Origin of the sequence: Methanobrevibacter sp. (assembly GCF_017468685.1) — an archaeon.
GTDB lineage: Archaea > Methanobacteriota > Methanobacteria > Methanobacteriales > Methanobacteriaceae > Methanocatella.
In genome coordinates this window covers 22,993-35,548 of record NZ_JAFUHT010000068.1, presented here as the reverse complement: position 1 = coordinate 35,548, position 12,556 = coordinate 22,993, and the positions used below count along the sequence as shown (strand labels likewise).

The 12,556-nt window shown below is 34.6% G+C and carries 16 protein-coding genes; 12 read left to right on the top strand and 4 right to left on the bottom strand.

Annotation, left to right across the window (positions count from 1 at the left end; all coding sequences use genetic code 11):
- Nucleotides 1-7: 7 nt before the first annotated feature.
- Entirely contained in the window at nt 8-349 is a 342-nt protein-coding gene (locus IJ258_RS08595; protein WP_292805820.1) for a helix-turn-helix transcriptional regulator, read from the bottom strand.
- A gap of 472 nt (nt 350-821) precedes the next feature.
- On the opposite strand from IJ258_RS08595, the gene lonB reads away from it, so the two are divergent.
- A complete protein-coding gene (gene lonB / locus IJ258_RS08590; RefSeq protein WP_292805889.1) occupies nt 822-2,702 on the top strand; it encodes an ATP-dependent protease LonB in 1,881 nt (626 codons plus the stop codon).
- A 6-nt stretch (nt 2,703-2,708) separates the two neighbouring features.
- On the opposite strand, the gene IJ258_RS08585 is transcribed toward lonB, so the two are convergent.
- Together IJ258_RS08585 and IJ258_RS08580 are read right to left on the bottom strand one after the other, a co-directional pair.
- Complete coding sequence (locus IJ258_RS08585; protein ID WP_292805818.1) at nt 2,709-3,191, bottom strand: hypothetical protein; 483 nt, start codon at nt 3,189-3,191, stop codon at nt 2,709-2,711.
- Nucleotides 3,181-4,086 carry an ADP-ribosylglycohydrolase family protein gene (locus tag IJ258_RS08580; protein WP_292805815.1) on the bottom strand — a complete coding sequence of 302 codons (906 nt, stop codon included), beginning with the start codon at nt 4,084-4,086 and terminating at the stop codon, nt 3,181-3,183. The genes IJ258_RS08585 and IJ258_RS08580 overlap by 11 nt, the downstream gene beginning before the upstream one ends.
- A 138-nt stretch (nt 4,087-4,224) precedes the next feature.
- Here IJ258_RS08580 and IJ258_RS08575 point away from each other — a divergent pair, with 138 nt between their 5' ends.
- From IJ258_RS08575 to IJ258_RS08560, 4 genes are all read left to right on the top strand, one after another.
- Entirely contained in the window at nt 4,225-4,728 is a 504-nt protein-coding gene (locus IJ258_RS08575) for a Panacea domain-containing protein (protein WP_292805812.1), read from the top strand.
- Nucleotides 4,700-5,092, top strand: a complete 393-nt coding sequence (locus IJ258_RS08570; RefSeq protein ID WP_292805809.1) for a hypothetical protein — start codon at nt 4,700-4,702, stop codon at nt 5,090-5,092. Before IJ258_RS08575 ends, IJ258_RS08570 begins: the two co-directional genes overlap by 29 nt.
- A 101-nt stretch (nt 5,093-5,193) precedes the next feature.
- Nucleotides 5,194-5,703, top strand: coding sequence for a GNAT family N-acetyltransferase (locus tag IJ258_RS08565; RefSeq protein ID WP_292805806.1), 510 nt, complete (start codon nt 5,194-5,196; stop codon nt 5,701-5,703).
- 31 nt (nt 5,704-5,734) lie between these two features.
- A complete protein-coding gene (locus tag IJ258_RS08560) occupies nt 5,735-6,103 on the top strand; it encodes a zinc ribbon domain-containing protein (RefSeq protein WP_292805803.1) in 369 nt (122 codons plus the stop codon).
- Here IJ258_RS08560 and IJ258_RS08555 read toward each other — a convergent pair.
- The gene (locus IJ258_RS08555) at nt 6,100-6,612 is read right to left on the bottom strand and encodes a hypothetical protein (protein ID WP_292805800.1); all 513 of its coding nucleotides are present in this window, start codon (nt 6,610-6,612) and stop codon (nt 6,100-6,102) included. The genes IJ258_RS08560 and IJ258_RS08555 overlap by 4 nt on opposite strands.
- Before the next feature lie 89 nt (nt 6,613-6,701).
- Between IJ258_RS08555 and IJ258_RS08550 the strand changes: the two genes are divergently transcribed.
- From IJ258_RS08550 to IJ258_RS08520, 7 genes are all read left to right on the top strand, one after another.
- Nucleotides 6,702-7,616 (top strand): ribose-phosphate diphosphokinase, encoded by a 915-nt coding sequence (locus tag IJ258_RS08550; RefSeq protein ID WP_292805797.1) that lies wholly within the window; start codon nt 6,702-6,704, stop codon nt 7,614-7,616.
- 1 nt (nt 7,617) lies between these two features.
- The gene (locus tag IJ258_RS08545) at nt 7,618-7,908 is read left to right on the top strand and encodes a hypothetical protein (RefSeq protein WP_292805794.1); all 291 of its coding nucleotides are present in this window, start codon (nt 7,618-7,620) and stop codon (nt 7,906-7,908) included.
- Nucleotides 7,909-7,913: 5 nt separating this feature from the next.
- Nucleotides 7,914-9,881 (top strand): excinuclease ABC subunit UvrB, encoded by a 1,968-nt coding sequence (uvrB, locus tag IJ258_RS08540; protein ID WP_292805791.1) that lies wholly within the window; start codon nt 7,914-7,916, stop codon nt 9,879-9,881.
- 100 nt (nt 9,882-9,981) lie between these two features.
- Nucleotides 9,982-11,190, top strand: a complete 1,209-nt coding sequence (locus tag IJ258_RS08535) for an ammonium transporter (protein WP_394355657.1) — start codon at nt 9,982-9,984, stop codon at nt 11,188-11,190.
- 14 nt (nt 11,191-11,204) lie between these two features.
- Nucleotides 11,205-11,543: a P-II family nitrogen regulator gene (locus tag IJ258_RS08530; protein ID WP_292805788.1), complete on the top strand. Its 339-nt coding sequence runs from the start codon at nt 11,205-11,207 to the stop codon at nt 11,541-11,543.
- Nucleotides 11,544-11,865: 322 nt separating this feature from the next.
- Nucleotides 11,866-12,108 carry an AbrB/MazE/SpoVT family DNA-binding domain-containing protein gene (locus IJ258_RS08525; RefSeq protein ID WP_292805785.1) on the top strand — a complete coding sequence of 81 codons (243 nt, stop codon included), beginning with the start codon at nt 11,866-11,868 and terminating at the stop codon, nt 12,106-12,108.
- Nucleotides 12,108-12,491 carry a type II toxin-antitoxin system VapC family toxin gene (locus IJ258_RS08520; protein WP_292805782.1) on the top strand — a complete coding sequence of 128 codons (384 nt, stop codon included), beginning with the start codon at nt 12,108-12,110 and terminating at the stop codon, nt 12,489-12,491. Before IJ258_RS08525 ends, IJ258_RS08520 begins: the two co-directional genes overlap by 1 nt.
- Nucleotides 12,492-12,556 lie beyond the last annotated feature (65 nt).

Sequence of the window (12,556 nt, the reverse complement as noted above, 5' to 3'; positions counted from 1 at the left end):
ATCACCATTAGTTTTCAAATATCTCTTCAAGGCTGTCAATGATGTTTTCATTGGCAAGTTTGTAGTAAATCCATTTTCCCTGTTTTCGTGCTGAGAGAACTCCTTCCTTTTTCATCATGTTTAGATGATGGGATATTGTTGACTGGGACTTGTCTATAGCTTCCAGTATCTGGCAGACACACAGTTCACCATTTTTCAAGAGATATATTATTTTAAGTCTTGTCGGGTCAGCTAAGGACTTAAGTACAGCAGCATTGTTTTCAATGGTTTCATCCGAAGGCAATGTCATGATTAGGTCTTCAACTGAACAGCATACCTCACAGCTTTCATCATTATTTTCAATTGCCATATCTATTAATATCATATTGATATATTTAAATATATCGATATGTTATATTCGTATTCTTTCAAAAATCTTTTTGATGAAGTTTAATTTAAATTTTATAATAAAAATATGAAAAATAAAGCTAAAATAGGATTTTATGAAGTTTGAGGGTCTCTTTTAACTGTATTAGAATACTTACTAAGAATTATGATTATGGATATATATTAATGTTATAAACTGGTCAAAAAAGTTACAACTATTCAAAAATACAAATCTTTTAGTTACTTTTTATTACTAAAATCGAAAACTTTTTATATATATTGAACTTAATAATATTTATATAGTATTTGTAACTTAATTGTTTAATGATGAATTTTAAAAGAAGTGAGGTTTGTTAATGAAATTTGAAGAAAACGAATCAATTGAAGATTCTTCTAACGATGTAGTAGTTGAACCAGAAGTCACAGAAAATAATGCTGGTGAAGAAACCAAACCTATGTTAGATTATAATAATATTAAAAGCTCACAGGATATTGAAGTTCCGCCTTTATTAATTGATCAGGTAATCGGACACGAAGAGTCCATCGAGACAATTAAAAAAGCAGCAAAACAAAGAAGAAACGTTTTGCTTATTGGTGATCCAGGTGTTGGAAAATCAATGCTTGCAAAAGGTATGGCTCAGATATTACCTCATGAAACCCTTCAAGATATTTTAGTATACCCTAATATGGAAGACAACAACCACCCATTAATAAGATCAGTGCCTGCTGGAGAAGGTAAAAAAATAGTAAGTGCAACAAAAGGCTCAGCAAAAGGTCACGAAGAAAGAAAGACCATAATAACAATGTTTGCAATTGGAGGAATCCTTGTAATAGGATTCATGTATGGAAGATTACTCGAATCAATCATTGCAGCAGCATTAATCTTACTCATATCAATACAAATTAAACCAAAAACCAATAACATGTCTCCAAAATTATTGGTGAATAATCAGGAATCCAGATTTGCACCATTCATGGATGCAACAGGAGCTCATGCAGGAGCATTATTAGGGGACGTACGTCACGACCCATATCAATCCGGAGGATTAGGTACACCTGCACACGAACGTGTAGAAGCAGGAATGATTCACAAAGCTAACCGTGGAGTTTTATACATTGACGAAATCGGTACAATGAGTATGAAAACCCAACAGGAATTATTATCTGCAATGCAGGAGAAAAAATATGCAATTACTGGTCAAAGTGAAAACTCAAGTGGTGCTATGGTAAGGTCCCAGGCAGTACCATGTGACTTTGTGCTTGTAGCATCAGGAAACCTTCAAGTATTGGAAGGAATGCACATTGCAATGAGGTCCAGAATCAGAGGATACGGTTACGAAGTATTTATGAAAGACTACATGGAAGACACAACTGAAAACAGAGAAAAACTTGTTCAGTTCGTAGCACAGGAAGTCAAAAACGATGGAAGAATTCCTCACTTTGCTCCAGATGCATTGGATGAAATAATCATGGAAGCAAAAAGAAGATCTGGAAAACAAAATGCATTAACCTTAAGATTACGTGATTTAGGCGGATTAGTCAGGTCTGCAGGAGATGTTGCAATAGAAAAAGGAGCAGAACTTGTAACTGCAGAACATGTATATGAAGCAAAAAGATTCGCAAGAACTCTTGAACAGCAAATCGCTGACAGATCCATATTGCAAAGAAAAGATTACAGTATGGTATCATCTGAAGGGGGAAGAGTTGGTCTTGTAAACGGTCTTGCAGTAATAGGTGACAGAAGTGGAATTGTATCACCAATCGCAGCAGAAGCTGCACCGACACAATCAAAAAGCGGTGGTCAGATAATCGCTACCGGTAAATTAGGTGAAATTGCACAGGAATCTGTTCAAAACGTTAGTGCATTGATTAAGAAATACACCAACAAGGACATTTCCAACTACGACATTCACGTTCAGTTCATCCAAACATATGATGGTGTGGAAGGTGACTCAGCTAGTGTAAGTATAGCAACTGCTGTAATATCTGCAATTGAAGAAATTCCAATAGACCAGACTGTTGCATTGACCGGTTCACTAAATGTGCGTGGAGATGTAATGCCTATCGGTGGAGCAACCGCTAAAATCGAAGCGGCCGCAGAAGCAGGAATGAAAAAAGTATTGATTCCAAAATCCAACTTGAAAGATGTTATGATTGAGAAGAAATACGAAGAAATGATTGAAATTATTCCAACTGAAACCTTGAGTGATGTTTTAGAAAATATTTTAATCAGCGGATCCAATAAGGATAAACTAATTGAAAAAATGAAAAACATCGGTTCCAGAGTTGCAGAAAAAGTTCCACAAACAAAAATTAATAATCCAACTACTAATTAAGTTGGATTAATCTATTATTTTTTCTTTTACTATTTTTTCTATTGTATTGTAGAATTCGCAGTCGGATTTTTCCAGTTTTTCAAAGCATGAATCAACACTGCAGCTGCAGGTGTCTGACTTGCCGATGATATATTCATCAGAGCCTCTTTTTATTAAAATTCCGAATAATCTTTCCTTTTCATCTGCGTATTGGCTAAATTCTTCAGAAGTTAACTGCAGATTATAGTCTTTTTCACTGAATATGTCACATTCGTTTAAAACAGGCATGAATGTCATCATTCCCAGAGGTAAATAGATATTTTCGCTTTCATGGATTTTTAAAAGCTTTTCTTCGTAAGTGTCTTCATCAGTAATTCCATATTTGGTAATTTCGGAGATGTTGTTTGTTATCATATGGTTTTCATCATCGATGATGAATGCAAGCAGGTCAGGATCTACATAATTCTTGCATGTAGTCCTAATATTTTTGATAGTTTCACTAAGATTCATCACAAAACGCCTCGAACTTTTCACATAATGAAAGTACTTTATCAATCTTGTCAATCTGATTAATCCAATCTATAGGAATTGAATCATATCCATAATAAATTCCTGCAAGGCCTCCACAGATTGCAGCATTGGTATCGGTATCTCCACCGATATTTACTGCCTTAAGGACGGCATCCCTGTAATTGTCTGTAGTTAAAAGACAGTGAACAACAACTTCAAAAGTGTAAATAACATACCCCTTACCGCTCAAATCATCCAAATCATAATTAAATATTTTTCTAAAGTGTTCAAGCTCCGGTGAATCCTTGTAATGATTTTTGATTTTGCTGTTTGCATTTTCAATATGCTCTTTCATGCTTAAGTTTTCATTTTCAATCATGGATTTTGCCATTTCGACATATAAAACGCAGGCAATCTTTGATCTTTCATGACCATGAGTCAGAGCTGAAACATTTTCAATGCTTTCATAATCAATGTCTTTTATGAATGCCAATGGAAGGATTCTCATAAGTGAACCGTTACCGTTGTCCCTTTCACCACGCAGTCCTGATTTCAATGCAGGAGTGCCCTGTTTGTAATTTATTATTGCATTTGATGTTGTAATTCCGCTATCAAAAGTTTTATCCCCTTGCATATATTTTGCATTCTCAAGCCATTCAACGAATTTGTCCATCATATCATCATAGTCTATTGTCTGTTTTTTGACAATGCTGTGCATTGTAGCCAGTGCCATTGCCGAATCATCAGACCAAGTTCCCGGAGGCTGATTATATGTTCCGTACCCTTCCATTCTGGTCACTGGGATTTCTTCAAGTTCTTGTCTTGATGAAAATTCAACAGGAACACCTAATGCATCTCCAATTATTAAACCGATTATTCCGTCTTTAACTTTCATGATTTTATATAGGTTTCTTAAAGTTATTAAATTGTGATGATTTTTCACAAAATCACAAAGTCGCAGTTTGAATAGATTAAAATAATATAAAATAAAAAATATAATATGAACTTAAAAAACCACAGGGAGGTTGTTAAAGTGGATTTTGATAAAAATAAATTCAAAATGGTTTTACATTATATTATCTACAAGTGTGGCAATAAGAATAATGTTGGAAAAACAGTTTTATTTAAATTATTGTATTTTTCAGACTTTAATTATTTTGAATTGTATGAAAAACCATTAACTAATGAGTCCTACAGAAAGTTACCACGTGGTCCAGCACCTGTACATTTTGATTTGGCAATTTCAGAATTAATAACTGAAGAGAAAATATCTGTTAAATCAAAAGTTATTTCATTAAATACTATAATGTACAATTACAATTCTCTTCAAGAACCTATTTTGGATTTGGATGAGCAAGAATTGTCTGTAATTGATGATGTAATTGATGAGTTAAGTGATATGTCTGCAAATCAAATAAGTGAATATTCACATGGGGATATGCCTTGGAAAGCAGCTGAAGATAAACAAATTATTGATTATGGATTTGTTTTTTACAGAGATTCTCCTTATGAAAAAAGAAGCTATGAATCAAATTGAAGTTAGATATGATAAAAAGTTTCTTAAGGAAAAAAGAAAGTTCAAAAGGAAATGCACTTCAATTGAAAATGATTTCAAAAGATTTGAAATTGCTTTAAAAATTAAAATTATTGATAATAATTTCAAAGTTCCTGTAGACAATAAGAAAATCTGTCGAATAGAAGGTTTGCAAGAATGCGTCACATTACCTGCATTTGTTGTAAAATCTTTCTACTGTGAAAAAATGAATAGGGGCCGTAATTCAGGTTTTAGGATTACATTTATTTATGATCCTCTAAAAAAAATAATTTACTTTGTTCAATTCTATTTCAAAGGAAATGATGAAGTTGAAAATAAGAATAGAATTAATAAGTTATTCAAATGAGTAATTTTTCCTTAAGATTATATTATTTTTATCACACATATGTGTGATTTTTTCTATTTTTAACTAAATTTATTAGTAATATAATACAAAATTTTAAACTAATGATTTTAAAAACTGATAATCTCTGCCTAAGACATTGGAGGGATTCTGATGATAAAGTCCTTTACAGACTTGCTAAAAACCCAAACATAGGGCCGATTGCCGGATGGCCACCACACACCAGCGTTGACGATAGTTTAAATATTATCAAAACGGTTTTTGTAAGACCTGAATGTTATGCAATCACAAAAAACAATCAAATAATCGGTTCAATTGAACTTTTAATCCATCCAAACGGAAATCATTGGTGGGGTGAAGGTTCAGCCGAGCTTGGCTATTGGATTGGCGAGGAATATCAGGGACAGGGCTATGCAACAGAAGCCTGTAAAATATTAATTAAAAGGGCTTTTAATGATTTAAACATTGAAAGAATATTTGCAACCTATAAAAAAGAAAATTTTGCTTCAAAAAGGGTTCTGGAAAAATTGGGTTTCAAATATTTCTCCCAGCTGAACAATATTGATTATCAAAATCGTCAATTTGTTGAGATTGCCGTGAAATTGGAAAAATAATTTATATACTAAAAGATATTAATTTTAACTAATGACTAGACAATGTGAAAAATGCGGATTTGTTAATCAGGATGATTATGATTTTTGTGCAAAATGCGGCAATCCTTTAGTTGAAGGATTACAACCTAAACAGATTTATGTTTATAAGCCTGAACAGCTTCAAATAAATAAAAAGGCTTTAATTGCAGCATATATTGTAACCATATTCCTGTCATGGAGTGGTTTTGTCATAGGTCTGATTGCAAAAAATAATCATTTGGCTGTTTTCACTTTCTTCGGATTTTTCATGCCGTTTTATCTGGTGCAATCAAGACATCCAGTTTTAAGAAAACATGGTTTGATAATGATGATGATTTCTTTTGTAGGTGTTGCACTCTCTTTTTATGTTCTTTTGCATTAGACAAATATGAATCTGATGTTTCCAAGCAATATTTGAATCGGAACTTCAAATATGTTCATTCCGTTTTGGGTCATTGCAGTATCCATTGCATCTCCTCTTGACATGGATCCTGAAACCTTATCGTTTCCTGCATAGCCGTAGTAACCGTCATTTGCACGTATATCATCTACAATGCTTCCTCCAAATATTGCCTCAGCTGCATCATTGTTTACGCTGACGATGATATGTGGAGTTAAACCGTAGGAATATGTCATGATGTCACGTGCAGCTCCGTAAGGGTCTTCCGGATGGTTTATGTGAACATTGTGCAATGTTTGGCCTTCCGCATTGATTGAACTTCCTGGATATACCCAATCAAATCCGCTGAGTGAGAATCTAGCAGCCATATCAATACTTGCATCTTCAGTAGTATCTTCAGCTACAATCAAAACTGGGCTTACGATTGTTGAAGCCAAAAATATCACTATTATTGCAACGATTGCTATAAGAATTAAATGTATTTTATTCATGATTATTTTTTAAATATCTTTAAATATTAATACTTAACTTTTTTAATCATCAAAAACATATATAATCTCATAAAATTTTTGGTGATATTGTGATTATAGGTGGTTCATCTTCTCAAGATTTAGCCGCTCATGTGGCTCGTGAACTCGATGAAGAATTATGTTATGTTGAAACTAAGAAATTTCCGGATGGAGAAAGGTATTTAAGAATTGCTGGTGAAATTGAAGACGAAGTTACCGTTATTCAGTCAACCGGGTATCCTCAGGATGAAAACCTGATGGAGCTTTTGTTCATCATATCCAACCTTAAGGATTTGGGTGCTAAAAAAGTTCGTGCAGTAGTGCCTTATATGGGTTATGCTAGGCAGGAAAAACGTTTCAACCCTGGTGAAACCATTTCCGCTAAAATTGTTTGCAATCTGATTCAGGCAGCTGGAGCAGATGAGTTCATCACATTCAACATCCATGAGGAATGTGTACTTAATTTTTTTGATATTCCTGCAAGAAACATCTCAGCTATGCCTTCTATTGCAGAATACCTCGATAAAAAATTCTTTAAAAAAGGCGGAGAAAAGCCATTGATTATTGCACCTGATAAGGGAGCATATGGTTTTGCACAGGAAATTTCTGAAATTATAGGCTGTGACTGCACATACCTGACAAAAGTGCGTTTAGGGCCTGATAAAGTTGAGACAAAAATAGTGGATGTTAGATGCGATAGTGAAAGTGAAAATACTGTTAATGTGGATTCCGTTAAGGGAATGCATGCAATAATTGTCGATGACATTATAGCTACCGGTGGAACAATTGTTAATGCAATCAAAATCTTGAAGCAATATGGTGCATCATCAGTTGATGTATGTTGTGTACACCCAATATTGACCAATAATGGTGCAACCAGAATCTATGCTGCCGGAGCAAATAAGATTATCGGAACAAACAGTTTGTCTTCCGACACTTCACGTGTATCTATTGCAAAAGCAATCGCAGATGCATTGAGGCAGTAAAATGGATAAGGAAGCAATAAAACAGGAACTAGTTGTTAAATCAAATAACATTTTGGAAAAATACTCAGAACCTGATGTTGTTGAATCAGTCTCTGTAATGAACATGGCTGCAAAAACAGTTTTTTTAGGTTCTCTTAAGGTCTTCAACACTGAAGTGATTCCAAACATCATCAGGGATTTGGAAAGGGACTTAAAGGGATATGGTCAGCTTGTTGTTAGAGATCAGAAAGTCACTCCCTGCTGTTCTCCAAGCTACACACACATCAGTTTCAATGTAACTATTACAAATTAGGTATTATGAAAGAATTCAAACTCAATTCACCCTATAAACCATTGGGTGATCAACCAAAAGCCATTAACTCATTAGCCGAAGGCATAAACAATGGTGTTAAGGAACAGACTCTTTTAGGAGTAACTGGTTCAGGTAAGACTTTTACAATGGCCAATGTCATTGAAAAAGTCCAAAAGCCTACCCTTGTCATTTCACACAACAAGACTTTGGCTGCACAATTGTATGAGGAATTCAAGGAATTTTTCCCGGATAATGCTGTTGAATACTTTGTGAGCTATTATGATTATTATCAGCCGGAGGCTTATGTGCCAAGAACAGACACATTCATTGATAAGGAGGCTTCAATCAATGATGATATTGATATAATGAGGCACTCTGCAACACAATCGTTATTGTCAAGGGATGATGTAATTGTTGTAAGCAGTGTGAGCTGTATTTACGGTATCGGTTCGCCGGAAGACTATGGGGAATTTGCTTTTGGAATATCTGTTGGAGATATTTACGACAGGTCTGAAATACTCTCACGTTTGGTTTTCATGCAATATGAAAGAAATGACATTGAGTTTGACCGTGGTCAGTTCAGGGTTCGCGGAGATGTTATAGAAATCAACCCGGTTCATGGAACACCACCAATTAGAATTGAACTGTTTGGTGATGAAATTGATGCCATCAGTTTAATTGATAAGGTTACAGGAAAAAAACAGGAATCTCTTCAAAGATACATGATTTTCCCCGCAAAACACTTTGTTGTTGGCCAGGATAAGATGGATGTGGCACTTTCAAAGATTAAAAATGAATTGGATGAAAGATTATCTGAGCTGAATTCAATGGGAAAACTTCTTGAAGCTCAAAGGCTTGAGCAAAGAACCCGTTTTGATATTGAAATGCTTCAGGAAATGGGATACTGTCCGGGTGTCGAAAACTATTCCATGCACTTGTCAGGTAGACAATGGGGCGAAAAGCCATATTCTCTTTTAAAGTATTTCCCTGATGATTTTTTGACAATAATTGATGAGTCTCACGTTACCGTTCCGCAAATTAGGGGTATGTACAATGGTGACAGGGCACGTAAGGAAACTTTGGTTGAGCATGGTTTCAGATTGCCTTCAGCAAAGGAAAACCGACCGTTAAGATTTGATGAGTTTGAATCATCTGTAAATCAGGTGATATATGTTTCAGCAACACCTGGTCAGTATGAGCTTGCCAAATCCCGCAATGTGGTTGAGCAAATTATTAGGCCTACTGGACTTGTGGATCCTGAAGTTTTAATCAGGCCGGTAACAGGTCAGGTTGAAGATTTATTAAAAGAAGTCAGATTGACTGCCGAAAAGGATGAAAGGGTTTTGGTTACCACTTTGACTAAAAGAATGGCGGAAGATTTAACTGATTACTATGCTAGAATCGGTGTTAAAGTAAGGTATATGCACTCTGAAATTGACACATTGGAGAGAATTGATATTGTCGATGATTTAAGACGAGGAAAATTCGATGTACTGGTTGGTGTAAACCTTTTAAGGGAGGGTCTGGACCTTCCGGAAGTGTCACTGGTTGCAATTCTTGATGCGGATAAGGAAGGATTTTTAAGAAACGAAACCTCCTTGATACAGACTATTGGACGTGCTGCAAGAAACGTCAACGGTCGTGTAATAATGTATGTTGATGACATGACAGATTCTGTTCAAAAGGCATATGATACCACACTCAAGAGACGCAAGCTGCAGATGAGATATAATGAAGTTCATGGAATTACTCCTAAATCAACTCAAAGGACTCTTAAAGAAAAACTTGCTGATGAGGAAGAAAAATACAAGGGTCTTACCGGTGCTGAAGTTGACAAGATGCCTAAAGATGAACTTCGCTTATTGATTAAGGACCTTGAAAAGGACATGAAGGAGGCCGCCGGCAGACTTGACTTTGAACGTGCTGCTGAGCTTAGAAACAAGCTTTATGCCTTAAAGGGTTTTGACAAATAATTTTTTAATTTTTCTTAAAATTTATATACTATTTTGAATAAAATATAATCGGAAAATATATTCCGACTTTATTTTTCCGTTAAATTTATATAGTGATATTATGGTTTTAAGTACAGGAAATACTGCTTGGATGCTTGTTGCAACCATTATGGTTCTGTTAATGAGTGTTCCGGGCATAGCATTTTTTTATGGGGGATTATCTAAAAGGAAAAACGTTTTAAATACAATGTTTTTATCTTTAATAGCGTTTGCAATAGCAAGCTTAATCTGGTTAATGTATGGATACCAACTGTCCTTTGCAACATCAAGCATATTCGGATTCATTGGAGTTCCACAAAACCTATTCCTGGAAGGATTAGGGGTTGATTCACTAACCGGTTCAATACCGACATTTGTATTTATTGCATTCGAACTTACATTTGCGGCATTAACAGCTGCAATCGTATCAGGTTCAATCGTTGGAAGAATGAAAACAAAAGCATGGGTTATATTCACAATTGTGTGGGTTACATTGGTTTATGTTCCGGTTTGCCATTGGATTTGGGGTGGCGGATGGTTAATGAACCTTGGTGCAGTTGATTTTGCAGGAGGAGTTGCAGTTGAAGTAAATTCAGGTTTTTCAGCTCTTGCATTGGCACTCATTTTAGGAAAAAGAAAAGACACCTCCCTGCTTCCGCATAACTTGGGATACTCAATTTTAGGAGCAGGATTTTTATGGTTTGGATGGATGGGATTCAACGGAGGATCAGCTCTTGCCGCTAACGGACTTGCAGGTTCTGCAATCCTTGTTTCAAACACAGCTGCAGCAGTAGCGATGATTACTTGGGTAATTCTAGATTTCCTAAAAGTTGGAAAACCAACAGTATTGGGTGCAATAACAGGTGCAGTTGCAGGACTGGTGGCAATCACTCCGGCAGCAGGTTTCGTTTCATTTGCAGGATCATTGATAATCGGTCTTGGAGCATCACTGATTTCTTACTATGCGGTATATAACCTTAAGGCAAAATTCGGTTACGATGATGCTTTGGATGTATTTGGAGTCCACGGTTTATCCGGTGTATGGGGACTGATAGCAACAGGATTATTTGCAGCACCTGCAATCAATGGAGTTGCAGGACTGTTCTATGGAAATCCTGAACAGTTGTTGATTCAAGTAATAGCTGTTGTGGCAACTGCAGCTTACACATTTATCGTAAGCTTATTAATAGCAAAAGTGCTAGATATAACAATAGGATTAAGAGTGGAAGACAGAGAAGAAATTTCCGGACTTGATTCAGCATTGCATGAGGAATCCGGATACAGGATTTAACTGAGGGAGATATTATGAAAAGGATTATTGCAGTTATACGTGAGGAAATGTTTGACAATGTTAAAACAGCTCTTCTTTCAGCAGGATGCGAAGGAATGAATGTTTCAACAGTAAAAGGAAGAGGAAGACAACTTGGAGTTAAGGAATCCTACCGTGGCTCAAGCTATTGTATTGATTTAATTCCAAAAACAAGGGTGGAATTGATTGTCAATGAAGAGGATTTGGATGATGTAATCAATATCATTCTTGAAAGTGCCAGAACTGGGGACGTTGGAGATGGAAAAATATTCGTTTCCGATGTTGAAGAGGTAATTCGTATCAGAACAGGTGAGAGAGGTTCTGATGCAGTATAATTAACTGCTTATTTTTTTGTGGGTCGATCCCACTTTTTATTATTTTTTTGCAATTAACAAAGTTTTTTGAATTTTTAGGTAACTTATTTTTCATATTAATTACAATTTTGATTTTACTTTAAATTATTATTTAAGGATTATAATATTGATTTAGACTTATTTAGAAAATTATATTAACTAATTGATTCATATAATTAATTTAAGAAATTAAGAGTATTATTAACAAAAAAATAGGCATGTTTAGTATTTTAATTTTTTAGGAATATTTAATTTCTAAAATTTTAAATATTAGGTAATATATAATATTAGTGATGTGGTATATATGGATGAGGTAGTTAGTTCAAAAATATATAAAGGATTTCAGACTGTAATTCCAAGTCAAATCAGAAATGAAATGGGAATCACACTTGAAGATACTCTTAATTGGAGAATTGAAAAGGAAGTGATTATTGTGGAAGTTAAAAAACAAAGGCCTTTGTCTGATTTAGCAAAATTTGCAATTTCTCTTGATGAAGAAACTGATGCTGTAGATTTAAAGAAAAAATCTGGTAGGGGTGAATTTTAGTGATTTTTGTCGATACCAGTTTTTTAATAGCATTGCTAATCTCATCAGACAATTTTCATGAAAACGCAGTGGGTATTTCTCAAACAATCAATGAACGTAAAGTGATTAATAATACAGTATTGAATGAAACATTAAATGTATTTACAGGTAAAGGTGGAAAAGTTGGAAAAGAGTTATATGATGCTATTATTGAAATGTTTGACATACATTATTTAAATTCTGCTGATTATGAAGATGCAATTGATTTATATTTGCATTTTGATTCCTCAATAAATTATTCAGACTGCACAATATTGTCTACAATGTTTCAGAATAATATTAATCAAATATTAAGTTTTGATTCTGATTTTGAAAAAATTGATGGAATATCAGTTAAAAATTAATTTGAAATTACTTTCCAAATGCTCTCTCTAATAATTTATAAGGTAGTTTGTTCTAATATTATATA